Origin of the sequence: Spiractinospora alimapuensis, from assembly GCF_018437505.1 — a bacterium.
Lineage (GTDB): Bacteria > Actinomycetota > Actinomycetes > Streptosporangiales > Streptosporangiaceae > Spiractinospora > Spiractinospora alimapuensis.
Map to the genome: position 1 here is coordinate 5,162,561 of NZ_CP072467.1, position 25,528 is coordinate 5,188,088.

Here is a 25,528-nt window from a genome sequence, read left to right on the forward strand (position 1 = left end):
GCGGACGCTGACACGCCGTGGCGGAGGGCGATCCGCCCTCCGCCACGGCGGAGTGTCAATCGACGACGACGATCGCCTGGGTGGGACAGGATCGAGCGGCCTGTTCCACGTCCGAGATCTTGGCGGCGCCCGGGGCGTCGTCGTAGAGGAGGTTCTCGTCGTCGTCGAAGGTGAAGACCTGGGGCGCGGCGAACACGCACTGTCCGTGGTTCGCGCAGGCGGCCATGTCGACGTGGACTCTCATCGCGGTGCTCCATCAGGGGTGGGGACGCGTGTCGTGGGCGGATTGAATCTCGAGTACTCGACCGTTTCCCCGGAGTGGGGCCCTCCCGCGGCCACGAAGAGAACCTCCCCGACGGAGAAAACGACCTGCCTGTCCTCGGGCCGATCGCCCCAGCGCACGTTGGCCTGGCCGCTGAGCTGCAGGAATCCGCCGGACTCCAGGTCGGGGACCAACAGCCCGGCGCGGGGGTTCACCTGGAGGTTGCCCAGGGTGGTGAACATGGCGTTGCCCACGTAGTCGGGCCAGCTCACCTCGGTTGGGCCGTGGACCCGCACGAACCCCGGGTTCCCGCCGCGATGGTTGGCGTCGGCGCCCGCCGCGCTCATCGTGGCGAGGAAGAAGGTGTCCGTGCGTCGCAGCAGGTCCTGGTGCTGGGGCGCGAGTTGGGTGCCCCACGTGGGGGTGGGGGCCGCGGCCGTGTCGGTGGGCGTGGACCAGGTGCGCTTCTGGATGTACTTGGGGCAGTTGGCGAACACCTGTTGGGTGTGCAGGCGCAGACCCCCCTCTTCTCGTGGTTCGACGATCCCGTTGATCCGCATGCGTCGACGGGTTCCCGGGTCGATCGCGAGCGTGCCGACCGGGAGGGTGCTCTGGAACGCGGTCGCCAGCGGATCCGTGAGAGGGAGAGAACGTGTGGTCTCCACAGTGCGGTCGTCGGGGACCGACACGAACCCCGGGGGTCCGGTGAGCGGAGAACACCAGACACGTTCCTTCCCGTCGGAGCCACCGACGACGAGTAGGTCCTGTTCGGTGAGGAACCGTGCGGCGACCGGGGGGATCTCGGCTCTGATCGCCCTGGCGGAGAGGTCGGCTTGGTCCAACAGCGTGGCTCGTCGCTGCACGGCGCGTTCGCCGGGGTGATAGCTGTGCATCGGTAGCCCCTCGGTGGGTGTCGGACGCCGGGTGTGGGCGGCCCGTTGGCCCGTCCGCACCCGGCGCAGGTCAGAAGAATCCGCAGGTGGGTGCGGCGGGAATGGGTGTGGTGCCACCCTCGGCGCCGCTGGGGGCGTAGACCTCCAACCGGATGCCGTCGGGGTCGTAGAAGAAGACGCCGCCGGATCCGGCGCCCTCGCCGTGTGGCACCACGCCCTCGTAGGCGAACGTGACAGAGAGGTCGGACAGCCGCCCTTCCATCTCGCGGACCGCGTCAATCGATTCCACCTGGAAGGACAGGTGGTGCAGGCCCGCGACGGAGGGGGAGAACCCCTCCCGTCCCTGCTGCCACAGCGTGAGTACGAGTGTTCCGCTGAGGCCGAGGAACACGTACCCACGGTCCGGTTCGTGGCTCTCGCCGAGGACCTCGAAGTCGAACGCGCGGGTGTAGAAGTCGCGCGAGCGTTGGAGGTCGGTGACGTTGAGGCCAACGTGGCCGGTGGTCAGGCCAGACAGTGTCAAGGCACACCTCGTCCGATCGAAGGAAGTTAACCAGCAAAACGGACTTTAATGGTTAAGACTGCTCATGCGCAACCGGTGAAATAGATTTAGATGGTTAACTGCGGGTGGTTGGTAGGATTCCCGGCGTCCGGGCACGGCGGCGACCGGCGGAGAGTCAATGGAGTGAGACATGGCTCAAACAGGGCGACAGCGACCCCTTGTCGGGGAGCCGCTCGCCATCGATCTGCTCAACACCCGCTGGGTCCTGGACGGCGTACCCGGTGACCTGCTGGAGGATCTGGACGGCCTACGCCAGTGGCTGGAGGAGGCCCCACTCGCGCCCGCCCACACGCCGACCACGGTGATGCTGGAGCACACGCGTGAGACCCGCGACCTGCTGTCCCGCCTCGTCGCCGAACCGGTCTGCACCACAGTGGAAGAGCGACTGAACACGGTGCTGGGCCACGGGTCGGTGCGGCGCCTCCTGCACCACGGTGTCCCCGGCTCATTCGAGGAGTTCGACGACCCTTCCTGGGGCCCGGCCTGGCTCGCCGTAGATAATTACCTCACGCTTCTGGAACGCCGGGACCGCATCCGTGCCTGCGCGAACCCCGGGTGCGTGCTCCACTTCTTCGATACGTCGAAGAACGGAAGCCGCCGCTGGTGCTCCATGGCTGGTTGCGGAAACCGAGCCAAGGCGGCGCGGCACCTGGGCCGCTCGCGCGCGACGTCGGACGGGTAGGTCGCAGTCGAGGCACACCCACCGGCGTCCGCTTCCCAACACGCACGGCGGTTGGCGTCCGCCCGCCTCCGGACTACCCGAAAGCGGTGAAGCCGCCGAAGGAACCCTGGTGGTAGAGCAGCGGAGCCTGCGGTTCGGTGGGGGAGGCCGTGTCGGTGACCTCGCCGACGACCAGCCAGTGGTCGCCGAGCCGGTGGACGTCGTGCCAGCGGCACACGAGGTGGGCGATGGCGTCACTCAGGAGGGGCACGTTGTTCGCGCCGCGTGTCCACCGTGTGGGGGCGGCGAAGCGGTCGGCGCCCTTGGTGGCGAACCGGGCGGCGAGGTCGGCCTGCCCCGAGCCGAGGAGGTGTACGGCGAACTCCCCGGTCTGCCGTAACTGTGGCCACGTGGACGAGGACTCGGCGATGTAGAAGCCGACCAGCGGTGGAGTCAGGCTCACGCTGGTGAAAGACGTCGCGGTGAGCCCAACCGGATCCCCTCCGGCGTCGCCCGTGACGATGACGACTCCGGCGGCGTGGTGGCGCAGGGTCTGACGCAGGCGGTCGGCGGGGACGGTCGCGGCGTCGGCCGGCGGCGGAGTGGGACCCGTTGGGGGGATCGTCCGCTGGCCGGTGGGTGAGAGGGGTCGGGTCGTGCTGGTGGCGGTGCGGGCTTCGTACACGCTCATCCCCGATCTCCGGCAGGGTCTTCGTGGTCGCGTGAGGGCGGTATCTGGGGAGCGACACGGGTGGCCCACGCCGTCAGTTGCTCGTCCAACGGCGACCCGTCGCCCGGGGAGGCTGTCGACTCGATGGTGCTTTGGAGGACGGCGAGACCAGGTGTGGGGACCGTGGCGCCCAGCTCGAGCAGGAGTGGCCGCAGATGGACCTCGACGGCGAGGGTATGCGCCGGGGATCCCATCACCAGCAACGGCAGGGCGGTGACCCCGGACAACGCGTCACCGGGCAGGAGGTCGAGGAAGGCCTTGAGCAGTCCGGTGTAGGTCGCCTTGTAGGTCGGGCTAGCGACAACCAGGACGCGGGAGGAGCGAACCCGCTCCAGCGCCGCGGTCACCTCCGTATCAGGAGTGGGGGCGAGGAGTGTCGGAGCCAGGTCGCTGAGCTCGATGACGCGAGCGTCGCCGGACAGACCCCGCCGATCGGCCACGTGGCGCGCGGCGGCCAGAGCGGCGGTCGCGGTTCGGGACCCCGGCCGGGGGTTACCTACCAGCACGGATAGGGTCACAGTACGACTCCAGACCTCGCTTGTCGATTTTTCCTACTCCTATTGTATGAAATAGGTCGAGTGCTCGCCCGCCCCGGGGTTCACCGTGGGGTTGACAACCTGGAAAGTGCGTGTCGTCGCTGGTCAGAGTGGGTATCGCGAGGGTGTTGCCCGACTTCGAGTCCACCGACGGAAGGCCGCCGATGACGAGGGAGCACCCCACCTACAGCGCCGACATCCAGCCACTGTTTCGTCCCAAGGACCAGTCGTCGATGATCGGCTCCTTCGACCTGTGGTCCTACGCCGACGTGGCCGAGAACGCCGAGGCCATCATCGTACGCCTCGAGAGTGGCGACATGCCCTGTGACGTTCCCTGGTCGGAGGACGAGGTCGCGCTTTTCCGTCGCTGGTTGGAGTCGGGCAAACCCGAGTAGTCCAGGCGCGGATTCCTCGTCCGTCCCTCTGAAGTGTGGGGGGACCGGCGGCACACGGTCCGGCGACGCGTCAGGCGGGAGGCGCGGTGGGAACCATGAGTGGCGGGGGCATGGCGGCGTGGGAGGTCGCGCGGCCCGGGGCGGTCGAGTCGGGACCGCTGCGGTTCGTCCGCCGGGCCACTCCCACCCCTGGGGCGGGGGAAGTCCTCGTCCGAGTGCTGGCCTGCGGCGTCTGCCGCACCGACCTCCACGTGAGCGAAGGCGACCTGCCGGTGCGTCGGGTCGGCGTCGTGCCCGGGCACGAGATCGTGGGCGAGGTCGTGGAGGTCGGGCCGGGAGTGACCAGCCTGGCGCCGCCGGATCGTGTGGGCGTGCCGTGGCTGCGTCACACGTGTGGAGTGTGCCGGTTCTGCGTGCGGGGCGCCGAGAACCTGTGTCCTTTCTCCACATACACCGGATGGGACGCCGACGGAGGATACGCCGAGTACGCGGTGGCGCCCGCCAACTATTCCTACCGCCTCCCCGACGGATACACCGACGCCGAGCTGGCGCCTCTGCTCTGCGCGGGCATCATCGGGTTCCGTGCGTTGCGCCGCGCCGATCCGCCTCGAAACGGGCGCCTCGGGATCTATGGCTTTGGCGGCAGCGCCCATCTCACCGCCCAGGTGGCCCTGACCGAGGGAGCGCGGCTACACGTGATGACCCGCGAGGAATCCGCGCGCGAGCTGGCCTTGGAGCTGGGGGCGGCGTCCGTCCAGGGCGCCTACGACCCTCCACCGGAACCGCTGGACGCGGCGATCCTCTTCGCCCCCGTGGGCGATCTCGTGCCCGTCGCTCTGGCCGCTCTCGACCGCGGTGGGATTCTGTCCGTCGCGGGGATCCATCTCAGTGACATCCCGTCCCTCGACTACGAACGGCACCTGTTTTACGAGCGGGAGCTGCGCAGCGTCACGGCGAACACCCGCACCGACGGTGAGGAGTTCTTGGCGGCGGCTGCGCGAGTAAGGCTGTCGGTCTCGGTCACCACCTACCCGCTCGCCGAGGCGCAGCGCGCGTTGGCCGACCTCAAGGTGGGCCGTTTCTCGGGCGCGGCCGTGCTGATCCCCGGCGAGTGACGCACCGTTGGCCACGTGTATGCCGTGCGCGTGGCAGCCCCCTAATTTCGGTCACGATGTTTCGGACAGTCTCGTGGGCTTGAAGGCGAGGGAGGCGGGGCGTGCTCGCGCGGGAGACGTCGGGGAGATACGGCGGTGAAGAAAGCCGGATTCCGGCGAGGAAACTCGCGCCGGAGTGCAGAAGAATGGCGCGACCCTCCAGTGGTCGGTAATCCTTCTCCGCTTTGTCGAATCGATTACGGATTGGATTTGGCATTAGGGAATCGAGTGGGCCGGTTGATGAGAGAAATGGGTCCGCGTTGGGCGAATCCGTTCGGTCCCAGACAAGGCGAACGGGAGGGAGTTGGTGGGTGGGGGATAGGTGAGAAAGCACACCAGTCGGAGCCCGGCGCCGGTGTCGGGGAAGCCCCGGAAACCTCTGGCGTCGCGGGTCGTACGGGCCGGTATGCCTATGGGTGGGGCGTTGGCAGACCGTAGGGCATATGTCGCGGCACGTCACCACTCGGATACCCTCGCCAGGGATCTTCGTGAGGAAGGGGAATTCCGTCGATGTCGAGGACGGCTGGATCGGACGGCGATGCTGAGGACCTTCGTGAGGAGGTCCTCACGCTTTTGGCCCGGGTGCCGCGGAGCGGGATGGAGCTGATCACCGCGTTCGCGGAACGGGAGGACGACCCGCGCCACGTTCCTCCTGCCGTGATGTATCCGCTGCTCGACGCGTTGACGGCCGAGGGGCTGACCCGGTTGTCGATGGCGGGCGGAGCGGGAAGCAGGATGCGTCCGTTCGAACTCACCGAACAGGGATGGGCGCACGTGCGCGGGGGCGCCGAGGCCCAGGACCAGGCCCCATCCGCTCCGGAGACGGTGATCGGGTTCGCGAGCGCCGAGGACGCGCCGGACACCGGAGAAGCCAGCGTGATCGAGGTGCGGACCCGCGACACCGCGCCCTGGGATACAGGGTCTGCCCCCACGACGCCGCTGGAGGAGGCCACGGAACGCCTGTGGCGAGCGGTCGACGAGACCCGACGCCACGCGACCGAGACCCAGGCGGACCGCGCCCGTGAGCTTGTGGACGAGTGCACCCGTGAACTGCACGAGCTCCTGGTCGCCAGCGGAGTGCGCCCCGAGTGACCGACGGCGCGTACGGTGTCGCGTTGCCGCGCTGACGGGGCCATCGGCCTCACCGCCGCATCAGGTCGCGGCGGAGCTCCTCGGGCAGTTTCTCCACGGCGGAGCGCAGCGTGACCCGGGGGACCCGTCCTTGGTGGCGCCGGAGGAACGCCACCAGACGGTCCTCGTCGACCTTGCCGACCTCGCGCAACGCGACGCCGACGGGTTTGGTGACGAGCTCTGTGGGGTCCTCGAGCAGGATCTCCGAGACGCGCAGCGCGTCCTCGATCTCACCCTGGCGAACCAGCCAGAAGGTCGCGGTGATCGCGGTTCGACGTTCCAACGGGTCGTGAGAATCCGCCAGCTCGTAGAGCACGTCGCGCGGCTTGTCGAGGAGATAGGCGCCGATGACTCGTGGTGCGGCACGGTCGACGAGGTCCCAGTTGTCGATGCGGTCGTGACGTCGCAGGTAGAGCTCGTACAGGGTACGGCGTTCGTCGTCGCTCAGGTGCTTGTCGCGGGCCCGGAAGTCAAGGACGCTGACGGCGGCCACGCGTGCCTCGTAGAAGGAGGAGTCGAGGAGTCGTTCGACCTCCGACAGGGGCATCGACGTGAACTCGCGTGCGGTGTCGAAGGTGGACTTCATCCGGACCCCGATGATCTCGGTGTCCGGAGCCGCGACGTGCTTGCGGATCTTGGTCTTCTCCGCGTCCGACCGCAGGGTGTGCAGTCGCTCGACCAGCGCTTCGGCCGTGAGATTCATGGTGTTCCCCCCTCACCCGCATTGTGGCGCTGGGGTGTGACATCTGAGAAGGCCCACGGGCGGAGCGCCGAATCGTGTCGTCGGACGGCCTGTCCTTGGGTGGGTGGCCAAGAACAGTGGGGCGGGGCCGACCCCTGTCCGGCCCCGCGTCCGTGCAGCTCCAGGCGTCAGAGCATCGCCAGGTTCACGACGAGCGCGACCGTCCCGGCGATGATGCCGACCACCAACGTGATGATCGTGAACATCTTGGCCTTGCGCGCGCTCTCGTGCGCGCCGGCGTAGTCACCGACCGCCCACTGCTTGTTCACGCGTGCGGCGAAGATGATCGAGGGGATGGCCAGCGGCCAGCAGCAGATCACCGACAGGATGGCCGGGACCATCCAGTTGCTGGGCGGGGGGCCGGCTTGGGGGTGGGACATCGGGGATTCTCCGGATTCTTGGGCGGCCCAGGCGGGCGGGCCGCGGTCAATGGATGCCAAAATCGCTTCGGCCACGGATCGGGCCGACATGGCCGTCGGATTCGGGAGCGCGAGGACAGCCCCGAATCGGCCATTGTGAATTGGGTCGACTCGGGCGGTTCGGTCTCCCGCAGCAAGGGGACAAATTCTTACCAGCCCCTCGGGGGCAAAACCAAATGAGATCCGACTGATCGGATGAACCCCGTAGAAATGATCAAGTGGAGCCGGTTGGGTCGACGAACGACCGGGAGCGACACAAACCCAGGAATAGGCGTGTTTGTGGTCGGACGTGAACTGGCCCCATCCTGGTTTCGGTCACACACTCTAGGTGTGTGCCGTGCGCACCAAAACAGGGTGCCGCGTGGCCCTCCGGATCAGACGGCCGGTTCGATATGTGACGGATGACACGATTCGGTGGTGAAGGTCCTGGCGTGGTCCCCTGCAGCACCGGCCACCGAATGTCGCGTCGGACGGGTGCGTCCCTTTCCGAGCCTCCCGGGGGCTCGGAAAGGCAGGAACACGCGGTGGGGCCGTCGGGAGATTTTCCCGACGGCCCCCACGAACGTCACTAGCTGACCGGCCGCGTAGCGCGCACCGCCTCAGCCAGGATGGCGGGGAGCTCAGCCAGCTTGCTCGCTGGGCGGGTGACGAGCACGGACTCGACGTCCGTGGGCGACAGCCCCAGGCCGGTGAGCGCCCCGTGGGCCTGGGAGGTGGGAAGCGAGTTCACCCAGCGTAGCCACACGTCGGCGTAGCCGTCCTCGGTGAGGACCCCGTGGGCGCGCAGGCGAGCCACCCCGCCATCCGGATAGACGTTCAGCCGGATCCGGGTGGCGGCGGGGGAGTCCACCACGATTCGATGCCGAGTGTCGGGACGGACGTCGACGCGGTCGAGGATGGGAAACCAGGAGTCGGGCCGCCCGGGATCCGCGCTGGAGGCGTCACACCCCTCCAGGCTCACCGCGCCGGGGGCGTTGAAGAGGTAGTAACTGGTGTCCACCTCCAGTAGACGTATGTGCCCCTGGCCGGCCAGGTCGAACTCCACCCAGTCGTTGCCGTCGTCCCGTCGGCGGGCGTTCTCCCACCCCTCGCCCATGTTTCGGGACTGGCCCGGGCCGATGAGGTTCGTGGGAGAGGAGTAGAACTCGTCGCTGCACCCGGCGATCAGTCCGCCGTTCTCCAGGGCGGCCAGGTCCAGTCCGCCGGTCACCAGGAGCCGGGGGTCGGTGACGGGTGTGCCGTGCACCCGGAACCGGGCGATTCCACCGTCGGGGTGCATGCTGATCCGCACGTGGGTGTAGCGCCGGGATCCCGCCTCGGACTCCGGTGAGATGGCGAAGAGGTTGTCGCGGTCTCCTCCCACCGGAGAACGGGGCACCAGCGTGGTCCACGTGGCCGCCTCCAACTCCGCGTTGGTCGGGTATCCCTCCACCCCGGTCGCCTCCACGGAGATCTCCGGCGGGTAGTTCCCCTTGAACCACGACGTGTCCACCACGACACCGCGCACGAGACCGGGCACCCCGAGCCGGACGATCGCCCAGTCGCTCCCCGGGGTACGGCGGCGCCGCGTCTCCCAACCGTCGTACACCTTGCCCTTGTGCCCGAAGTCCGATGCGTCGAAGGTGGCCCGCCCCGGTCGGATGAGGTTCTCGCGTTCGGCGAAGGCCTCGTCGTTGGCGTGGACCACAGCCCCACCCAGGGTGCGGCTGGCAAGGTCCGGGTACCGGAGAAATTCCTGGTCTGACACGCTCTCTTCATCTCCTCGCAGGTGGGGGCGTCGGGCGAGGACCGCCCGACGCGGCTGACCGCCGCCGGTCAGGCGGCGGATTCGGGGAGTGGTTCGAACTCACGCACGGCGTCGATGGCCGGGCCGTGGGGAGTGTTGGCCTCGCGTTCGATCATGATCTCCACGAGAACTGGGCGTGACGTTCGCTGTGTCTCCTTTCGTGCCCATTCCAGGGCGCCGCGGATCTCCTCGGGGTCGAAGACCCGACGGCCGGCACAGCCGTAGGCCTCCATGATCCCGACGTTGTCGGATCCGTAGTCGTCGTAGTGGAGGTCGACCTCGTAGTTCATCCCGTAGGGAATCTCGGCCTGTCGGATCAGGCCCAGGTACTCGTTGTTCAGCATGATCAGCACGAAGGGCACGTTGTACTGGGCCGCCACAGCCAGCTCCTCCACGGTGTACTGGAAGCTGTAGTCGCCAACGACGCCCACGACCTCGGCGTTCGGCTCGGTGTGCTTGAGTGCCTTCTTGACGCCGATCGCGGCGGGGATCTCCCAGCCGAGTGGGCCGGCCTGGCCACAGACCTGGTAGTGGCGCGGTCGGGTCGCTTTCTGGTGCTGCCCGCCCCAGATCTGGTAAAGCCCGATGGCGGTGACGAAGTACGTGTCGTCGTCGAACGTCTCGTTGATTTCCTTGTACACCCGCGGTGCCTTGATGGGGGTGCTGTCGAAGTCCTCGCGCCGGGTGAGGGTGGCGCGCAGGTCCGCGATTCGCGCCGTCCACGCGCTCGGCCCCCGCTGGGCGCCGCGTCGTTGGGCGGTGTCCAGCAACGCGCGGAGGAACAACCGGGTGTCGGAGACGATCCCGAGGTCGGGTTGGAACACCTTGCCGATCTGGGTCGGTTCGATGTCGACGTGGATGAAGGAGCGGTGTCCCCGGTAGACGTCGAGGGTGCCGGTGTGACGATCCCCGAACCGAGCCCCGAGGGCGAGCACCAGGTCGGACTCCAGGAACGACGCGTTGCCGTACCGCTGGGAGGTCTGTACGCCCGTCATGCCGGAGTACAGGTCGTGGTCCTCGTCGATGCTGCCCTTGCCCATCAGGGTCACCTGGACCGGCACCCGCAGGTATTCCGCGAGTTCGACCAGTTCCTCGTGCGCTTCGCCGGTGATCACGCCACCGCCGGAGAGCAGGAGGGGGCGTTCGGCGGCGAGCAGCATGTCCAGCGCCCGCTCCACCTGCGGCTGGTGCGGTTCCACCGGGTGTATCGGCAGGGGGGCGTCGATGGCGCTGTCCCAGTTGATGATGCCCTGTTGGACGTCCAGCGGGAGGTCGATGAGCACCGGACCGGGTCGTCCCGACCGCGCCACCCGGAAGGCCTCCCGGAACACCCATGGAGCCTGGGCGGGTTCCTTGACTTGGACGGCCCACTTGGTGACCGGTGCCGCGATGGAGACGATGTCCACCGCCTGGAAGGCTTCCTGGTGCAGCTTGGTGCTCACCGCCTGACCGGTGACGCACACCATCGGGACGGAGTCGGCGTGTGCTGTGTAGAGTCCGGTGATCATGTTGGTGCCCGCCGGGCCGGACGTGCCGACCGCGACCCCCACACCGCCGGTGGTGCGTGACCACCCATCCGCCATGTGGGTCGCGCCCTCTTCGTGCCGGACGATGAGGTGCTCGATGCCGCTTCCCCGCAACGCGGAGTAGAACGGCAGGATGGCGGCGCCGGGGCACCCGAATATCGTGTCCACTCCCTCGGAGTGGAGGACGTCGACGACGGCGTCCATGGCTGCTGTCTGTACCATCTGCGGTGAACCCTTCGTTCGCGTGGGGGGTTCGGCGTCCGCCGGCGGGACGGGTGCGCCAACACCCTCTGACCATCACGTCTCGCGTCGATGACACACGCTGCTCGCGAGTCCGTGCGGTCAGGCCCGCCTGCGGGGTCGCCGTCCGGCGTTACCGGTGTTCGTCGGTGGAGAGCTGCTCCACGAGGCGCAGCAGCGCCGAGTGGTCGAGGCCGCCGTGCCCTTGCGCCTTCAACGCGCCGACGAGCTGTGCCACCTGGGCGCCGAGGGGGATGGTGACACCCGCGTCGCGCGCGGCCGTGGTGACGATGCGCAGGTCCTTGTCGTGTAGGGCGATCCGGAATCCGGGCTCGAAATTCCGGTTGCGCATGGCCTCGCCCTTGCGCGTGATGACCGTGCTCCCGGCCAGGCCGCCGTTGAGGACTTCCAGACCGGCGGCCGTGTCGACGCCGTGTGCCTCCAGGAACACCAACGCCTCGGCCAGGAGCTGCAGGTTGCCGGCCACGATCAACTGGTTGGCCGCCTTGACGGTCTGTCCGGCCCCGGCCGGACCCACCAGTACCGCCGTCGTTCCCAGCACGTCGAACAGGGGAGCGGCCGCGTCGAAGGCGGACTTCTCCCCACCCACCATGATCGACAGGGCGCCCTCGATCGCGCCGGCCTCCCCGCCGCTGACGGGGGCGTCGAGGACCCGAAGGTGGTGTCGCACGCCCGCGCTCGCGAGGTCACGCGCGACGTCGGGGCGGATCGTACTCATGTCGATGATGAGGCTGCCGGGCTCGGCGTTGGCGAACACGCCGTCATCGTCCAGCAGGACGCTCTCGACGTCCGGACTGTCGGGGAGCATCGTGATCACGACGTTCGCCCCCCGGACCGCCTCGGCGACGGAGCCCGCCGCGGTGCCGCCCCTGGCGGCGAGTTTCTCCGCGGCTTGTGGGGAGCGGTTGTAGCCGGCCACGGTGTAGCCAGCGTCGACGAGGTTGCTGGCCATGGGGAGTCCCATGATTCCGAGGCCGATGAAGGCGACGGTGGGGTTGGCGGGCATCGGATTCCTTGCCTTTCGTGGGTCCTTCGGGTGTGGTCCGCGACAGGGGTGGTGTGGCCGGTGGCGCCAGACAGCGGCCACACCACCTCACTAGTGGCGCCAGTCGAAGTTGGGAGAGCTGGGTGTGGTGGGGGAGTACTCCAGGCCGACGAACCCGTCGTAGCCGCCGGACCGCGTGTCCGACAGCAGCGCGTCGAGGGGGAGTTTGCCTGTCCCGGGCTCGCCCCGGCCGGGGACATCGGCGATCTGGACATGCCCGAATTCCCCGGCGTGCTGGCGAACCACGGCGTTCAGGTCGTCACCGTTCATCGCGAGGTGGAAGAAGTCGGCGAGGAAGGCGACGTTGGGGGCGCCGGCCGCGTGCGCTGAGGCGACTACGGCGAGCGCGTCCTTCGCGGTCTTCAGGGGGTAGTCGGCCGCGCCACTCACGGCCTCGATCAGCACGGTGCCGTCGATCGCTCCGACGCCCTCCGCGGCCGCGAGGATGTTGCGCAGGGCGACGCGGTCCTGTTCCTCGGAGTCGACGTCGGTCTGGCGCAGGCCGTAGAGCGCGTTGAAGGCCTTCGTGCCTGTTCGGCGCGCGATGTCCACGACGACCGCCACGTTGTCCCGGAACTCCCGCTCTCGGGCGGGGTGGGACAGCACCCCACGGTCCGGCCCAGGCATCTGGCCGGAGAAGAAGTTCAGGCCGCTCAGGTACACCCCGGCGTCGGAGATCGCCGTGACGAACGCGTCGACCTCGGCGCCGCGTGGGACGGGGCTGTCGAACGGCCACCAGAACTCGACGGCCTCGAAGCCCGCCGCGCGCGCCGCCGCGGGGCGTTCGTTGACCGGGAGCTCGGTGAAGATGAGCGAACAGTTCAGCGAGTAACGGAGCGTATGAGGTACAGCGCCGTTAGCCGGCACTTGTCCTCCCGAAGGCTTGGATGCTTCCACGACACGGGCCCCCAACTACACAGATTAATTTCATATTCCGGAATAATATTTTCGTATTGAGGTATAAGGCGAGTGTGCTCGCCACCATCCTCGATGTCAACCAGCTGCGGGGAAAGGGGGGTCACCTGCGGTGACCATCGCGTTCTCGGAGGTGTTTGGTCGTTCCTACAAGAGTGGTGGCGTCGGAGTGGGCCTGGATTGTGGCCGACTACAAAACGCTTCCGATTGGTGACGTGGGCCACTCAAATTGTTGACAGCGCTACGTGACGGCGGACTATGGTCTCCGTCATACAGAAATCAAATTCTGCACTACGAAATAGAGCTGCATCTCGTGGGTGAACGAGTCCTACCGCGGAGGGGCCACCACGCGCCACCAGGCCCGCGCCCCGACCCGTCGACGAGACGGACCACGGCACCGCCGGGCAGATCGCCGCGGTACCGACTGGCGCGGAAGGCGCGACATCACCCATACCCGCGCACCACGTGGAGAGTCATGTCCGACAGTCCCAGTGACCCACTCGCCGACCCGGGCCTGGCCCGGGTCAACGACCTCCCGCCGGAGGCGTTCCGAGTGACCTTCGCCCAATGTCTCAACGTCGAGCGCTGGGTCGAGGCCCTGCTCGCCGAACGCCCCTACACGGATCGGCCCGCGCTGTTCGACGCGGCGGATCGCCACGCCCGTGGCGTCACCGACGACGAGGTCGACGCCGCGCTCGCCCGCCACCCGCGGATTGGAGAGAAAGCGCGCGGATCCGGGCAGGAGTCAGCGTGGTCACGCGGCGAGCAAGCCAGGTTCGGCTCGACCGGCGGGTCCACCGCCTCCGGCGAGGATGAGTTCCAACGGGCGCAGGTCGCCTACGAGGCCCGGTTCGCAAGGATCTACCTCGTCTGCGCGAGCGGCCGCACCCGCGAGGACCTTCTCGGTGACCTGCGATCCCGTCTGGACAACGACCCCGCGACCGAGCGGCGCGTCGTCGCCGACGAACTCCGCAAGATCGCGCTCCTTCGCATCGGAAAGGCCCTGGACTCCGTATGAGCCACGTGACGACGCACGTCCTCGACACCGCCCTCGGTCGCCCCGCGGCCGGAGTCCCCGTCACGCTCGAAGCGCGCGCGGCGGACGACACCTGGACCCTCGTCGCCCATGGCACCACCGACGACGACGGCCGAATCAGTGACCTCGGTCCCAGCGCGCTCCCCGCCGGGGCCCACCGGATCACCTTCGACACCGCCACCTACTTCGACGCCAGCGACCAGCGCGGTTTCTTCCCCGAGATCACCGTGACCTTCGAGCTCTCCGACACCGCGTCCCACTACCACGTTCCGCTCCTGCTCAGCCCCTACTCCTACTCCACCTACCGAGGGAGCTGACCCGAACCGACCAGTGCCACCGCGGACGAGGACCCGACGCCGCGGGCGCACCCACCGCACCATCGAACGAGAAGGGAAACGCCGTGGGCATTCGTCTCGGCGAGAACCAGTACGGCAAGGCCGAGGTGCGTCTCGTCCGCATCAACCGCGACACCGACGTCCACCGCATCGAGGACGTCAACGTCACCAGCCAACTCCGTGGCGACTTCGAAACCGTGCACACCCGAGGCGAGAACGCGTCCTGCGTCGCCACCGACACCCAGAAGAACACCGTCTACGCCCTGGCCAAACAGAACGGCGGGGTTGGCGCCATCGAGGACTTCGCGCTGCTCCTCGCCCGCCACTTCGTCGACGGTTTCGAGTGGGTCACCGGCGCACGACAGGAGGTCCAGCAGTACGAGTGGGACCGGATCCCGACCGGCGACGGACCCCACGACCACGCGTTCGTGCGCCGTGGTGCCGAGACACGCACCACGGTGGTCACCAAGGACGGCCCCGAGGAGTGGGTCCTGTCCGGGTTCGAGGGGCTCACGGTATTGAAGTCGACCGGGTCGGAGTTTCACGGGTACCCCAAGACCGACTACACCACCTTGCGCGAGACCAAGGACCGCATCCTCGCCACCGACGTGACGGCGCGCTGGCGCGCGATCGGCACCAACCACGACTGGGACGCCACCTACACCTCGGTGCGGTCCCTGCTGTTGGAGACGTTCGCGGTCACACACAGTCTCGCGTTGCAGCAGTCCCTCTACGAGATGGGCAAGGCCGTGCTGGAAGCGCACGACCATATCGCCGAGATCCGCTTCTCCATGCCCAACAAGCATCACTTCCTCGTTGACCTGGAACCCTTCGGGCTGGAGAACCCCAACGAGGTCTTCTACGCCGCCGATCGACCCTACGGCCGCATCGAGGCCACAGTGGAGCGCGACGACGCACCGCCCGCGGGTCGTGCGTGGGACACCGTTCCCGGCTTCGTCTAGGCGAGCCCATTCCAGGGCGGCGGCCCGTTCGACACCCGAGGACCATCGGTCCGAGGCAGCGCCGCCCCGCGTGACCGCACGGACGGAGGACCCGGCCGGCGCACTCCAGCCACGTGCGCCGGCGGGCCACGGGTCCACCGCCGACCCGGAACACTGGCCCTGTCCACCGCCGTCTCCCAGCGATGACGCGTGACTCGAGCTGACCTGGTTCCGTCCGCGTTGTTCTCCACCTGAGCAGGGGGCTGGGGCTGCCATGAGACCCGAGAGAGGAGACGCAGCCCTGGTTCCGTCCGCGTTGTTCTCCACCTGAGCAGGGGGCTGGGGCTGCCATGAGACCCGAGAGAGGAGACGCAGCCCTGGTTCCGTCCGCGTTGTTCTCCACCTGAGCAGGGGGCTGGGGCTGCCATGAGACCCGAGAGAGGAGACGCAGCCCTGGTTCCGTCCGCGTTGTTCTCCACCTGAGCAAGGGGCTGATACTGCCATGAAACGCAGCAGACGCAGCAACCCTGGCGCCGGCGCCGCTCGCGCCGAACACCCCCCGCCCGAACGTCCTGAGGACGAGAAGCTTCCCATCCACCTTCAGATCACTTACGGGACGCAGCACATTCTGGCGATGTACGCGGGCGTGATCACCCCGCCGCTCATCGTTGGGGCCGCGGCCGGTTTGACCGTCGCCGACATCGGGATCCTGGTGAGTGCGGCCTTGCTGGTGAGCGGTTTGGGTACCCTCCTGCAGACGTTGGGCGTGTGGCGTTTCGGGGCCCGTCTCCCACTCGTCATCGGGATCTCCTTCGTTCCCGTGGCGACGATGACCGCCCTCGCCGACGAGAGCGGCCTTCCGGTCGTCTTCGGTGCCACTCTGGCGGCGGGCCTGTTCGGCCTGCTGGTCGCACCGTTCTTCGCCGGTCTGGTGCGGTTCTTCCCTCCCGTGGTCACCGGCAGTGTCATCACCGTGATCGGGATCTCGCTGGTTCCGGTGGCTGTCGGGTGGGTCGCCGCCGGCGCGGAGTCCGCGCCGGCGTCGGGTGACCTGGCCCTGGCCGGGGCGACGCTCCTCATCGTGTTGATCCTGTCCTGGGTTCTTCCCGGTGTCTGGAGCCGGATGGCGATCCTGGGTGGACTGGTGCTCGGCACGGTCATCGCCGCCCTGTTCGGCCGCGTCGACTTCAGCGCCGTGGGTGACGGGCCGGTCTTCTCGTTCGGGCAGCCGCTCTACTTCGGGTTCCCGGAGTTCGAGGTCGCCGCCATCCTCATCATGTGCATCGTCATGATGGTCATCCTCACCGAGGGTGTCGCCGACATCCTCGCCGTCGGGGAGATCGTCGGTTCCAAGGTGGACTCGCGCCGCCTCGCCGACGGACTCCGCGCGGATGCCGGAGCCACAGCGCTCGCGCCACTCCTCAACAGCTTCCCGGCCAGCACGTTCTCCCAGAACGTCGGGCTGATCGCGCTCAGCCGGGTGTCGAGCCGGTACGCCGTGGCGATCGGCGGGCTGATCCTGATCGCCCTGGGCTTGTTCCCCGTCCTGGGGCGGGTCGTCGCCATGATCCCGATGCCGGTACTCGGTGGAGCGGGTCTGGTCCTGTTCGGAACCGTCGCCGCCGCCGGCATCCGCACGCTGACCAAGGTGGACTACGACCGCAGCCTGAACCTGGTTATCGTCGCCGTCGCCATCGGCTTCGGCGTCATCCCCATCGCGGCGCCCGACTTCTTCTCGGGCTTCCCCAACTGGCTCGCCACCGTCATGCACTCCGGAATCGTCGGAGCCGCGATCCTCGCTCTGTTCCTGAACCTGGTGTTCAACGAACTCGGCAGGAGACCCTCCGCCCCCGAATCCACACCGCCCGCTTTCGCCACCCCCCACCCCCCGGTCGTCCCGACCCAACCGACTTCTCCCGAACAGGCGGACGTCGCCACGAGCCAGAAAGAGTGACCAGGACGAAATCGCGGGGGCCGGGCGGAGCGAACGCCCGGCCCCCGCGGCGCCCGCGAGGACACTCCGAGCACGGCGTCACGCTTGGCAGGCCGCGGTGGAGCGCGTCACCGGCTCAGTAGGTGGCCCCGGGGATCGTCGAGGATGACCTCCTCACCGCGAAGCCAGGTTTGGACGACTTTACCGGTGAGTTCACGGCCGTCGTAGGCGGTGACGGGGTTGCGGTGGTGGAGGGCGTGGGCGTCGACGTGGAGGGTGGACAGCGGGGCGAAGACGACGAAGTCGGCGCTGTGTCCGACCGTGAGCTGGCCCTTGCCACGGAGGCCGGCGATCTGGGCGGGGCGCGTGGCCATCCACCGGACGACGTCGGTGAGGGGGTGGCCGCGGCGTCTGGCCTCGGTCCAGACGGCGGGGAGACCGACCTGGAGGCCGGCGATTCCGCCCCAGGCGGTTCCGAAGTCGCCGGTCTCTCGGTGCTTGAGGTCGGGCGTGCTGGGGGAGTGGTCGCTGACGACGCAGTCGATGAGGCCGTCGGACAGGGCGGCCCACAGCGCGTCGCGGTTGGCGCCGTCGCGGATGGGAGGGCAACACTTGAACTCGGTGCCGCCGGCGGGGATTTCCTCGGCGGTGAGCGTGAGGTAGTGGGGGCAGGTCTCCACCGTCAGCGGTACCCCCTCGGCCTTGGCTCGTGCGATGAGCGGCAGCGCCGAGGCGGAGGACAAGTGCAGGATGTGGCAGTCGGTTCCGGTCCGCCGCGCGGTTTCGATCACCAGTTCGATCGCGGAGTGTTCCGCGGTGTCCGGGCGTGAGGCGAGAAACGACGCGTAGTCCCGACCGCGCGCGGTCGGAGCCGACTCGAGGACCGTCGGGTCCTCGGCGTGCACGATCATCGTCCCGCCGAGGTCTCCCACCGTCTTCGCCGCGTGGGCGAACTCCTCGGCGGACAGGTGGCCGAACTCCGGGACACCAGACGGGGAGAGGAAGCACTTGAAACCGAAGACGCCCGCGTTGGTCAGGCCGGGAAGGCCGTCGGCCGGGGCGTACGGTCCGGCGTTCTCCGGGACGGCGCCACCCCAGAAGCCCACGTCCACGGCGACGCGCCCGCGCGCCGCCGCCCGCTTGGTGGCCAACGCCGCCACTGAGGTCGTGGGCGGGACACTGTTGAGAGGCATGTCGACGATGGTGGTGACGCCGCCGGCGGCCGCGGACCTCGTCGCCGAGGCGAAACCCTCCCACTCCGTGCGTCCCGGTTCGTTCACGTGCACGTGTGTGTCCACCAGGCCGGGCAGAAGGACCTGGTCCCGGTCCAGTTGGACGACTCTCCCGGTTCGTGCCGTCGAGCCCCCCTCCTCCAGGGACACGATCATGCCGTCGCGGACACCGACGCTCACGGAGCGCTCTCCTGCGGGCGTGACGGCGCGGGGCGCGTGAATGACAAGATCACACTCGATCACGGGTCAGATCCTCTCTCGGCGGTCGACAAGGAAGCACGGATCAGGCGGCCCCGGCCAGGGTGAGGGACCGCCCCCCGATGCGTGATCGACGCGGGCCGTGGTGGGGAGCGGGACCACGCCACGCCGCTCGATCCCTACCCCACCCGGCGACTCGCCAGCGTGGTCAAGTCGGTCAGGGTGGCGCCGGTGGCGGACGTGACCTCGTCCTCGGTCAACGCTCCGCACCGCAGCCCGCGCAGGAGGCCGGCGGCCAAGGCCTGTGCCGTCGCCGGTTCGTCGATGACCCCGCTCCCGTCTCCGGCGAGGTAGGTGCGGAGCCGTTCCGCGGCCCGGGGGAAGGCGTCACGGAAGAACACGTACGTCGCGAGGTATCGGGTGGGCAGTTGGTGGGGGTGTAGATCCCAGCCTTGGTAGAAAGCCCGTTCCAGCGATCGGCGGACCAGGTCCGAGTGGGTGCGCCACGCGGCGTGTACCGCCTCGGTCGATCCCACGGGAAGGATGTTGGTCGAGCCGTCGGAGAGCCACACCCCGGTTCCTGCCGCGGCGACCTGCATCACCGCCTTCGCGTGGTCGGCGGCCGGATGGGCCATGCTCTGGTACGCCGCGGTCACCCCGCACGCCGCGCTGTAGTCGTAGGTGCCGAAGTGCAGGGCGGTGACCCTCCCACCGTTGGCCGCGCCGCCACCACCGGCGTGGATCATTCGGGAGACGGCCGTGGTTCCGTCGGTGTCGAGGATCGACTGGGTGGTCTCGATCTGCAGCTCGAAGCCCAGGACCCCCTCCGGGAGACCCAGCCTTTTCTCCAGCCGCTCCGTCAGCCACGCCATCGCCTCCACCTGCCGCACTGATGTGATCTTCGGGAGCGTGATCCGCAGACCGTCCGGCAGTCTGTCGGCGCCGGCCAGCACCTCCTCCAGGAACATCGTCAGGGTTCGGACACCGCGGTGCCGACCGGCCGCCTCCATACCCTTGGGGCGCAGACCCACGAACGGGGGCGCCTGTCCCGCCCGCATGTCGGCGAGGAGCGCTCGCGCGGACGCGAGGACGTGCCCGTCCTCCTCCCGGTCCGACCGGGTGCCGTAGCCGTCCTCGAAGTCGATGCGCAGGTCCTCGACCGGTTCGGTGCGCAGCTTGTCCCGTACGAGGGGGAGAGCGTCGGTGACCGCCGCGTGGTTCAACCCGAGGGCCGTTGCCAGCGTCTCGGCATCGGGCGCGTGGTCGTCCACACAGCGCAGCGCCCGCCGCCCCCAGTCCGCGCAGAGACCGGGTCGGAGCTGGTCGGCGGGTACGTAGACGGTGTGCACGGGCTGACGGGAGGGGGAGTCCCCGGGATACCGTTCCGGTAGTCGTGCGTCTTCCGCCACGAGCTGGGTGTCCAACGCCTGCAGCAGGGTCTGGAGCTCACGGTCGTGGACTCCTCGGTTCGCCGACTCGGGGACCTCGCCTGTCATGCCGCTCCCTTCGGGGTCAGTGATACCACGACCCCCATCCACACATTTCTAGATTGTGGATGTCAAGTTCTGCTATATGAAATTATTCTGCGCTGTTGTCGACCAGGGGCTCCCTCATCACCGAGATCTCGGGAACGAGGTGGGACGCCGGCGCGATCACGGTTCGGCGATCGCGCGGGCATGGATCAGGTGGGACACGGTGCGTTCCAGTCCCTGGTCCAGAGGTACGGTGGGTCGCCACCCGGTCCGTCGGCGAAACGCGGTGGCGTCCACGCGGTAGCTCTGGAAGTCGGGTGGAGTCGCGTGTGCCGGGGGTTCGACGCCAACCACGGGAACGGGGGACGTACCCGTCCGCCACGCGACGGCCTCGCTCAGACGGGTGAAGATCCGATCCAGACTCGTGCACTCCTCCGATCCGAGGAGCCAGTGCCGTCCCACGAGCGCGTCGGGCCGATCGAGCGCGGCGACCACGGCGCTGGCGGCGTCGTCGACGTAGAGCAGGTCGCGTTCCACCGAACCGTTGTTCCACAGGGTGAGTGGGTGGCCCGCCAGGCCACGACGGATCATCGCGCTGACGATCCCGTGGTCGATCACGGAGCCGTGCGCCGGGGCACCGAAGATCGTCGGGAACCGCAGCGAGACTCCGCGGACCAGCCCCCGCCGCGTGCCCTCGAACAGGATCCGTTCGGCCGTGAGCTTTTGCCGGTCGTACGCGCTGGCGGGCGCGTCGACCTCCGAGCCGTCCAGCCGCGGCCTCGTGTGCACGCCGACCTGGCTCACCGACCCCGCGAGGAGACACAGGGGTGGAGTCGACGGCGGGTCGGCCGCCAGCGTGTCGAGGAGATCGCGGACCGTACCCACGGTGACCCGGTCGCCCGCGGGATCGTCGTCGGAGAACCGCCAACTCCTCTCACCGTCGTGGTGACGCATCAGGTGGACCACGGCGGTCGCGTCCTCGACCAGGCCGGACAGCGCGCCGTCGTCCGTCACGTCGACCGCGCGGGTCTCGATGTCGGCGACGGGATCGCTCGGGAGCGGGATGTGGCGCCGCGCCACCAGCCGGAGACGCACCGGCCTGCCGGCGAGCAGCCGCACCACCGCCGAGCCGATGAATCCCGTAGCCCCGAACACCACGACGCGGGGCGCGGGTTCACCCGACGCGGGCGTCAGACCGCGCCCGCCCGGCATCATCGAGGCTCCTTCTCGGTGAGGGCCGCCTGCAGCCGAACACACTCCGCGTAGTCGGGGAGCCCGCCCTCCGCCCGGACGGTGGCGAGTGTGGGTGCCCCGGTGTCGCGCGGGGAGAGCACCAGTGACCCGTCCCCGGCCAGGGGAAGCGCGAGCTCGGGGTCATGGACGGTGACGGCCCGCTCGTGCTCGGGAACGTAGCCGCCGGAGAGCATGTAGGTGATGACCGTGTCGTCCTGGCGCACCTCGTACCCGTGGCCCAGGCCCACGGGGAGGAAGATGCCACGTGGCCGCGCACCGTCCAGGTCGACGCTGTCCCACGCGCCGAAGGTCGGTGATCCCACCCGCAGGTCCACCACGAAGTCGCGTACGTGCCCCTGGGAGCAGTACACGTAGGTCGCCATCCCGGGCGGAGCGGTCGTGAAGTGGATCCCCCGGAACACCCCACGTCTGGATCGGCTGTGTCCGATCTGGGCGATCGGGAAGAGCGGGTGGCCGGTCGCCAGCTCGAACGGTCCGCGTTGGAAGGGGGCGACGAACGCGCCCCGTACGTCTGTGAACGCCCGGGGCGTGAATTCGTAGGCTCCGGTGATGGTGAGTGGTCGAACGTGCATCATTGACCTTTCACGTGGTCGTCACGCCGCGGTCCGGCTTCCGCCGCGGCGGGCTCACCCCAGGTGGTGTGGGCGGCCGAATGGGCGAATGGGCGAAGGTGGACGTTGGCTTCCTCGACTGGTCGCGTTGGGTGGGGGACGAGGTTCGGCCCTCCGCGGCCCCGAACACCGGGGAATCGCGCCGGCCCCGGTGATGCGGTCGGTCGGACCGGCGCGTGATCCTCACCTGCCGGACGGGTCACCAGAGGCTGTGCAGGCAGGCGAGCATGGTTCGGGTCTCGATCGTGAGTTGGTGGCCGAGCTCAGCCAGGGTGAGCAATTCCCCGACCGTCACCCAGCGGTAGGAGGGCGGCAGCGCGTCGACGTCTGACGGTCGGGACCCCGGGTCGACCTCCACCACCTGGTAGCGCGTGTCCGCGTGCAGGAATCGACCCCCCTCCTCGGAGAGGACGGTGTCCAGACGCGTCCTGGACGCACCCGAGGCCCCCGCCGCCGCCAGCACCTCGGCCGACGGCTCGTGGTCACAGGGGTCGACCCCGCCGGGAACACGGATGGAGGGCGCCACCTCCACCACGTGCCGAAGCCCGGGTTCCGGCGCGGCGCGCACCAACAGACGCAGGACACCCTCGACGATCATCACCACCAGCACACAGTGCCCCTGGCCCCGTGGGGCGAGCAGCGGCTGCCCCCAGGCGGCGACCTCCCGGGAGGCGGTGTGGACCCGCGCCGCCGTGATCCGGAAGTCGCGTCGCGCGCCGTCCACGATCTCCAGCGCCGAGCGCTCCCACCCGTCGATCTGGCGCAGCGGGATCGGGCGCGCGCTCCAGGGGGTGGCCGCGCGCAGCGCCGTCAACCAACGCCGCAGTTCCCCGTGGCCACCCGTGCGGTCCGTGTCGGCAGGGAGGGAGGTGTAGGACCGCCGCAGCGCCGCTCGGAACCCGTTGTCAGGCAGTCGGGTGTCCGGCCCAGCGAGTGGAGCGGGGGCGAAGGGGAGGCACCCCAGGATCGACCTCGCGTCCATGTTGACGAGGTGGTCGGCGGCGACGAGGCGGCGCAGACGCGCCAGCGGGATCCAGCGGAAGCTCTCGTGCTCCGGCACCGAGGAGGTGACCTCGACGACCATGTTGCGGTTCTGCTTCTGCCAAAACCAGATGCCCTGCTCGGACTGTAGGGAGTCCGCCAGCACCGCGTCACGCGGAGGGTCGGTGAAGTACTCCAGATAGGGAGGAGAGCTCCCGCCGTGCACCCGCGCCTGGTTGCTCGCGGTCGCCTGCACGGTGGGGGATAACTGGGGGCCGTCGATGTTTCCGGGCTCAGCCTTCGCCTGCACCAACACCCGCAGTACGCCAGCTCGCTCCTGAACCAGGAATCCCAGGATCCCAGTCTCCGGCTGGTGCAGGATCGGCTGGTCCCGCACGGTGACGCCGTGCCGACGGACGCGCAGGCCGGTCACGGTGAAGTACCGCCCACTGTCGTGGGCGAGGTCCCCGGACTCCCGGTCGAACCCCCACGTGGAGAGCGCGTCGAAGGCGACGGGACGTGCGAGCATTCGGTCGTCGCGGCGCCGCTCGTTCCACCAGGCGCGGAACCAGCTCCACTCCGCGCCGTCGACGAGGGGTTCCTCGGCCGACCGGGTGAGGCGCTCGACGGTGTCGAACTCTCGCGAAGGAAGCGAGCGGTGCCCGGTGCCGGCCGGGCCGCTCGGAGGTCCTCCCGGCATGGTCTACCCTCCCGCCGACAGCACCTTCCGGAGTCCCTCGATGACGCGGTCCTGGGCGGCGTCGGTCAGCGACGGGAACATCGGCAACGAGAAGATCCCCTCGGCGGCCTTCTCGGTGCGGGGAAGTGATCCCGCCCCGTATCCCAACGAGCGGAACCCGGTCATGGTGTGGACGGGCCAGCGGTAACTGACGTTGAGGCGGACCGAGTGCCGGGCCATCTCCTCGATGATCCGGTCGCGGTCGGGGTGGCGCACCACGTACAGGTAGTACACGTGGTCGTTGCCGGGAGCGACGGTGGGCAGAACCAGGTCGGTGTCGCGGAGTCCGTCCGCGTAGCGCTCGGCGATGTGCCGACGCCGCGCCACGTAGGTGTCGAGCCGACGCAGTTTGCGGACCAGGATCGCCGCCTGCACCTCGTCAAGGCGACTGTTGTGGCCGGGAAGACGCTCCACGAAGTAGCGGTCCTCCATGCCGTAGTAGCGAAGCCGGCGCAGTGCGGCGTCGGTGGTGGCGTCCGCGCTGAGGACCGCACCGCCGTCACCGTAGGCCCCGAGCACCTTCGTCGGATAGAAGGAGAACGCCGCCGCGTCCCCCATGGTGCCGCACGTCCGCCCGTGGTGGCGCGCCCCGTGCGACTGGGCGCAGTCCTCCAACACGACCAGGTCGTTCGCGCGGGCCACGCGCAGGACGGGCTTCATCTCCACACACTGCCCGTAGAGGTGCACCACCAGCACACACCTCGTCCGGGAGGAGATGAGGCCCGGGAGGGACGCCACATCCATCAGGTAGGTGTCGGGATCGACGTCGGCGAAGACCGCCTTTGCCCCCACCGCGTCGATCGCGACGACGGTCGGTGCCGCGGTGTTGGCGACGGTGATCACCTCGTCCCCAGGCCCGACGCCGAGGGCGCGGAGGGCGAGGACGATGGCGTTGGTCCCGTTGTCGACACTGACACAGTGCGGTACGTCGTGGTAGCCGGCGAAGTCGTTCTCGAACCGGGTGACTTCAGCGCCCAGGATGAGGCGTCCCGAAGCGAAGACCTCGTCCACCGCTTCGAGGATCTCGGCGCGTTCCTCGTGGTACTCGTCCAGGTATCCCCAGACATCGACGGTCATGATGACTCCCACCTACGCCGGTCAGTCGAGTTGGTCGCGAGCGGAACCATCGGTGGACAGCTCCGGAACGACGTCGCTGTCGGGCGGCCCCTCCAGGCTGTCCCCCGCCGACGCGTCAAGGACGGAAACCATCCAGGTCGCCAGGTCCTGCCCCGCGCTCGCCGCCGCCTTCTCCCACAGGGTCTTGCGTTCGCTCGTCACCTTCATCTGTATCTGCGCCTCGGGCGTCGGCGCCGGGGCTGTGCTCTGCGCGGCGGCCTTGAGCCGTCTCCGTAACTCGTTCCGCGACCAACCGAAGCGTGAGGCCCGATCCAGCCATTGGTCCTGTTCCTCGGGCGCGAGGGAAACGACCTCGCTGTGGTGCTGGAAGCTCAGGTCCTTTCGACGTCGTTTCACCGGAAAATGCCGCGCGACCCACGCGTAATTCCTTAATGTTTGGTAGCTTAAAGGCGTCCCCTCCAGAGCGATGCGGTAGCGATCCGGGTATTTCGACTGGCCATACATCAGCCAATCTCCCAGCCACCAGCCAGAGGCGTCCCAGACGAAGAAAATCTGTTCGCCCAGTTTGGCCCATTCCTCCAGTAGCAGGTCCGCAGGGAGCTGGAGGAACGAACGCTGGGCGGAATGGGTCAGTTGAGGTATCGGTGGGTAGGTGATATCGGTTCCAACGGAGCTGGGGTCCGTCATAACCTGGCTGTTCC

Annotated in this window: 26 protein-coding genes; 8 read left to right on the forward strand and 18 right to left on the reverse strand. The window is 68.7% G+C overall.

Features of this window, described 5'->3' with window-relative positions:
• Positions 1 to 55: 55 nt before the first annotated feature.
• The 3 genes from J4H86_RS24135 to J4H86_RS24145 all read right to left on the reverse strand — a co-directional run bounded on the left by J4H86_RS24135 (position 56) and on the right by J4H86_RS24145 (position 1,678).
• Entirely contained in the window at positions 56 to 244 is a 189-nt protein-coding gene (locus J4H86_RS24135) for a ferredoxin (protein WP_236540617.1), read from the reverse strand.
• Positions 241 to 1,155 carry a pyridoxamine 5'-phosphate oxidase family protein gene (locus J4H86_RS24140; protein ID WP_236540619.1) on the reverse strand — a complete coding sequence of 305 codons (915 nt, stop codon included), beginning with the start codon at positions 1,153 to 1,155 and terminating at the stop codon, positions 241 to 243. Before J4H86_RS24140 ends, J4H86_RS24135 begins: the two co-directional genes overlap by 4 nt.
• Positions 1,156 to 1,225: 70 nt before the next feature.
• Positions 1,226 to 1,678 carry a VOC family protein gene (locus tag J4H86_RS24145; protein WP_236540621.1) on the reverse strand — a complete coding sequence of 151 codons (453 nt, stop codon included), beginning with the start codon at positions 1,676 to 1,678 and terminating at the stop codon, positions 1,226 to 1,228.
• A gap of 169 nt (positions 1,679 to 1,847) precedes the next feature.
• On the opposite strand from J4H86_RS24145, the gene J4H86_RS24150 reads away from it, so the two are divergent.
• Entirely contained in the window at positions 1,848 to 2,399 is a 552-nt protein-coding gene (locus tag J4H86_RS24150) for a CGNR zinc finger domain-containing protein (RefSeq protein ID WP_236540622.1), read from the forward strand.
• Between the two features lie 73 nt (positions 2,400 to 2,472).
• Here J4H86_RS24150 and J4H86_RS24155 read toward each other — a convergent pair whose 3' ends face one another.
• Positions 2,473 to 3,069: a flavin reductase family protein gene (locus tag J4H86_RS24155; RefSeq protein ID WP_236540623.1), complete on the reverse strand. Its 597-nt coding sequence runs from the start codon at positions 3,067 to 3,069 to the stop codon at positions 2,473 to 2,475.
• Complete coding sequence (locus tag J4H86_RS24160) at positions 3,066 to 3,626, reverse strand: NAD(P)H-dependent oxidoreductase (protein WP_236540624.1); 561 nt, start codon at positions 3,624 to 3,626, stop codon at positions 3,066 to 3,068. The genes J4H86_RS24155 and J4H86_RS24160 overlap by 4 nt, the downstream gene beginning before the upstream one ends.
• Positions 3,627 to 3,808: 182 nt before the next feature.
• Between J4H86_RS24160 and J4H86_RS24165 the strand changes: the two genes are divergently transcribed.
• From J4H86_RS24165 to J4H86_RS24175, 3 genes are all read left to right on the forward strand, one after another.
• Complete coding sequence (locus tag J4H86_RS24165; RefSeq protein ID WP_236540625.1) at positions 3,809 to 4,039, forward strand: hypothetical protein; 231 nt, start codon at positions 3,809 to 3,811, stop codon at positions 4,037 to 4,039.
• Between the two features lie 95 nt (positions 4,040 to 4,134).
• Entirely contained in the window at positions 4,135 to 5,154 is a 1,020-nt protein-coding gene (locus J4H86_RS24170) for a zinc-binding alcohol dehydrogenase family protein (RefSeq protein ID WP_394356533.1), read from the forward strand.
• Positions 5,155 to 5,703: 549 nt separating this feature from the next.
• On the forward strand, positions 5,704 to 6,285 hold the full coding sequence (locus tag J4H86_RS24175; RefSeq protein ID WP_236540626.1) for a PadR family transcriptional regulator: 582 nt from the start codon (positions 5,704 to 5,706) through the stop codon (positions 6,283 to 6,285).
• Positions 6,286 to 6,334: 49 nt separating this feature from the next.
• Here the strand turns inward: J4H86_RS24175 and J4H86_RS24180 are convergent, their stop codons facing one another.
• From J4H86_RS24180 to J4H86_RS24205, 6 genes are all read right to left on the reverse strand, one after another.
• Positions 6,335 to 7,027: a DNA alkylation repair protein gene (locus J4H86_RS24180; protein ID WP_236540627.1), complete on the reverse strand. Its 693-nt coding sequence runs from the start codon at positions 7,025 to 7,027 to the stop codon at positions 6,335 to 6,337.
• A 167-nt stretch (positions 7,028 to 7,194) separates the two neighbouring features.
• The gene (locus tag J4H86_RS24185; RefSeq protein WP_236540628.1) at positions 7,195 to 7,446 is read right to left on the reverse strand and encodes a CD225/dispanin family protein; all 252 of its coding nucleotides are present in this window, start codon (positions 7,444 to 7,446) and stop codon (positions 7,195 to 7,197) included.
• Between the two features lie 607 nt (positions 7,447 to 8,053).
• Positions 8,054 to 9,232 (reverse strand): allantoicase, encoded by a 1,179-nt coding sequence (alc, locus tag J4H86_RS24190; RefSeq protein WP_236540629.1) that lies wholly within the window; start codon positions 9,230 to 9,232, stop codon positions 8,054 to 8,056.
• Positions 9,233 to 9,300: 68 nt separating this feature from the next.
• The gene (gcl, locus tag J4H86_RS24195; protein WP_236540630.1) at positions 9,301 to 11,019 is read right to left on the reverse strand and encodes a glyoxylate carboligase; all 1,719 of its coding nucleotides are present in this window, start codon (positions 11,017 to 11,019) and stop codon (positions 9,301 to 9,303) included.
• Between the two features lie 151 nt (positions 11,020 to 11,170).
• Positions 11,171 to 12,064 carry a 2-hydroxy-3-oxopropionate reductase gene (locus tag J4H86_RS24200; protein ID WP_236540631.1) on the reverse strand — a complete coding sequence of 298 codons (894 nt, stop codon included), beginning with the start codon at positions 12,062 to 12,064 and terminating at the stop codon, positions 11,171 to 11,173.
• Between the two features lie 90 nt (positions 12,065 to 12,154).
• On the reverse strand, positions 12,155 to 12,970 hold the full coding sequence (locus J4H86_RS24205; protein WP_236540632.1) for a hydroxypyruvate isomerase family protein: 816 nt from the start codon (positions 12,968 to 12,970) through the stop codon (positions 12,155 to 12,157).
• A gap of 523 nt (positions 12,971 to 13,493) precedes the next feature.
• Between J4H86_RS24205 and uraD the strand changes: the two genes are divergently transcribed.
• From uraD to J4H86_RS24225, 4 genes are all read left to right on the forward strand, one after another.
• Complete coding sequence (uraD, locus tag J4H86_RS24210) at positions 13,494 to 14,036, forward strand: 2-oxo-4-hydroxy-4-carboxy-5-ureidoimidazoline decarboxylase (protein ID WP_236540633.1); 543 nt, start codon at positions 13,494 to 13,496, stop codon at positions 14,034 to 14,036.
• Positions 14,033 to 14,371 carry a hydroxyisourate hydrolase gene (gene uraH / locus J4H86_RS24215; RefSeq protein ID WP_236540634.1) on the forward strand — a complete coding sequence of 113 codons (339 nt, stop codon included), beginning with the start codon at positions 14,033 to 14,035 and terminating at the stop codon, positions 14,369 to 14,371. Before uraD ends, uraH begins: the two co-directional genes overlap by 4 nt.
• Positions 14,372 to 14,454: 83 nt before the next feature.
• Complete coding sequence (pucL, locus tag J4H86_RS24220; RefSeq protein ID WP_236540635.1) at positions 14,455 to 15,351, forward strand: factor-independent urate hydroxylase; 897 nt, start codon at positions 14,455 to 14,457, stop codon at positions 15,349 to 15,351.
• Between the two features lie 481 nt (positions 15,352 to 15,832).
• Positions 15,833 to 17,284 carry a nucleobase:cation symporter-2 family protein gene (locus J4H86_RS24225; RefSeq protein ID WP_236540636.1) on the forward strand — a complete coding sequence of 484 codons (1,452 nt, stop codon included), beginning with the start codon at positions 15,833 to 15,835 and terminating at the stop codon, positions 17,282 to 17,284.
• A gap of 107 nt (positions 17,285 to 17,391) precedes the next feature.
• Here the strand turns inward: J4H86_RS24225 and allB are convergent, their stop codons facing one another.
• The 7 genes from allB to J4H86_RS24260 form a co-directional block, all read right to left on the reverse strand.
• Complete coding sequence (allB, locus tag J4H86_RS24230; RefSeq protein ID WP_236540637.1) at positions 17,392 to 18,738, reverse strand: allantoinase AllB; 1,347 nt, start codon at positions 18,736 to 18,738, stop codon at positions 17,392 to 17,394.
• Between the two features lie 134 nt (positions 18,739 to 18,872).
• Entirely contained in the window at positions 18,873 to 20,189 is a 1,317-nt protein-coding gene (locus J4H86_RS24235; RefSeq protein ID WP_236540638.1) for a DUF6986 family protein, read from the reverse strand.
• A gap of 156 nt (positions 20,190 to 20,345) precedes the next feature.
• A complete protein-coding gene (locus J4H86_RS24240) occupies positions 20,346 to 21,380 on the reverse strand; it encodes an NAD-dependent epimerase/dehydratase family protein (RefSeq protein WP_236540639.1) in 1,035 nt (344 codons plus the stop codon).
• Entirely contained in the window at positions 21,377 to 21,994 is a 618-nt protein-coding gene (locus J4H86_RS24245; RefSeq protein ID WP_330932451.1) for a dTDP-4-dehydrorhamnose 3,5-epimerase family protein, read from the reverse strand. The genes J4H86_RS24240 and J4H86_RS24245 overlap by 4 nt, the downstream gene beginning before the upstream one ends.
• A 235-nt stretch (positions 21,995 to 22,229) precedes the next feature.
• Positions 22,230 to 23,711, reverse strand: coding sequence for an NDP-hexose 2,3-dehydratase family protein (locus tag J4H86_RS24250; RefSeq protein WP_236540640.1), 1,482 nt, complete (start codon positions 23,709 to 23,711; stop codon positions 22,230 to 22,232).
• A gap of 3 nt (positions 23,712 to 23,714) precedes the next feature.
• On the reverse strand, positions 23,715 to 24,827 hold the full coding sequence (locus tag J4H86_RS24255; protein WP_236540641.1) for a DegT/DnrJ/EryC1/StrS family aminotransferase: 1,113 nt from the start codon (positions 24,825 to 24,827) through the stop codon (positions 23,715 to 23,717).
• Between the two features lie 21 nt (positions 24,828 to 24,848).
• Positions 24,849 to 25,514: an LmbU family transcriptional regulator gene (locus J4H86_RS24260; RefSeq protein ID WP_236540642.1), complete on the reverse strand. Its 666-nt coding sequence runs from the start codon at positions 25,512 to 25,514 to the stop codon at positions 24,849 to 24,851.
• Positions 25,515 to 25,528: the final 14 nt, after the last annotated feature.

Excerpts from the sequence above, each read along its gene's own strand:
- J4H86_RS24250 (WP_236540640.1), bottom strand. The coding sequence starts at position 23,711 with ATGCCGGGAGGACCTCCGAGCGGCCCGGCCGGCACCGGGCACCGCTCG.
- uraH (WP_236540634.1), top strand. The coding sequence starts at position 14,033 with ATGAGCCACGTGACGACGCACGTCCTCGACACCGCCCTCGGTCGCCCC.
- J4H86_RS24255 (WP_236540641.1), bottom strand. The coding sequence starts at position 24,827 with ATGACCGTCGATGTCTGGGGATACCTGGACGAGTACCACGAGGAACGC.
- J4H86_RS24140 (WP_236540619.1), bottom strand. The coding sequence starts at position 1,155 with ATGCACAGCTATCACCCCGGCGAACGCGCCGTGCAGCGACGAGCCACG.
- J4H86_RS24235 (WP_236540638.1), bottom strand. The coding sequence starts at position 20,189 with ATGACAGGCGAGGTCCCCGAGTCGGCGAACCGAGGAGTCCACGACCGT.
- J4H86_RS24225 (WP_236540636.1), top strand. The coding sequence starts at position 15,833 with ATGAAACGCAGCAGACGCAGCAACCCTGGCGCCGGCGCCGCTCGCGCC.
- J4H86_RS24175 (WP_236540626.1), top strand. The coding sequence starts at position 5,704 with ATGTCGAGGACGGCTGGATCGGACGGCGATGCTGAGGACCTTCGTGAG.
- J4H86_RS24240 (WP_236540639.1), bottom strand. The coding sequence starts at position 21,380 with ATGATGCCGGGCGGGCGCGGTCTGACGCCCGCGTCGGGTGAACCCGCG.
- J4H86_RS24200 (WP_236540631.1), bottom strand. The coding sequence starts at position 12,064 with ATGCCCGCCAACCCCACCGTCGCCTTCATCGGCCTCGGAATCATGGGA.
- J4H86_RS24260 (WP_236540642.1), bottom strand. The coding sequence starts at position 25,514 with ATGACGGACCCCAGCTCCGTTGGAACCGATATCACCTACCCACCGATA.
- uraD (WP_236540633.1), top strand. The coding sequence starts at position 13,494 with ATGTCCGACAGTCCCAGTGACCCACTCGCCGACCCGGGCCTGGCCCGG.
- J4H86_RS24185 (WP_236540628.1), bottom strand. The coding sequence starts at position 7,446 with ATGTCCCACCCCCAAGCCGGCCCCCCGCCCAGCAACTGGATGGTCCCG.
- J4H86_RS24135 (WP_236540617.1), bottom strand. The coding sequence starts at position 244 with ATGAGAGTCCACGTCGACATGGCCGCCTGCGCGAACCACGGACAGTGC.
- J4H86_RS24165 (WP_236540625.1), top strand. The coding sequence starts at position 3,809 with ATGACGAGGGAGCACCCCACCTACAGCGCCGACATCCAGCCACTGTTT.
- J4H86_RS24150 (WP_236540622.1), top strand. The coding sequence starts at position 1,848 with ATGGCTCAAACAGGGCGACAGCGACCCCTTGTCGGGGAGCCGCTCGCC.
- gcl (WP_236540630.1), bottom strand. The coding sequence starts at position 11,019 with ATGGTACAGACAGCAGCCATGGACGCCGTCGTCGACGTCCTCCACTCC.
- J4H86_RS24155 (WP_236540623.1), bottom strand. The coding sequence starts at position 3,069 with ATGAGCGTGTACGAAGCCCGCACCGCCACCAGCACGACCCGACCCCTC.
- J4H86_RS24180 (WP_236540627.1), bottom strand. The coding sequence starts at position 7,027 with ATGAATCTCACGGCCGAAGCGCTGGTCGAGCGACTGCACACCCTGCGG.
- J4H86_RS24170 (WP_394356533.1), top strand. The coding sequence starts at position 4,135 with ATGAGTGGCGGGGGCATGGCGGCGTGGGAGGTCGCGCGGCCCGGGGCG.
- J4H86_RS24245 (WP_330932451.1), bottom strand. The coding sequence starts at position 21,994 with ATGATGCACGTTCGACCACTCACCATCACCGGAGCCTACGAATTCACG.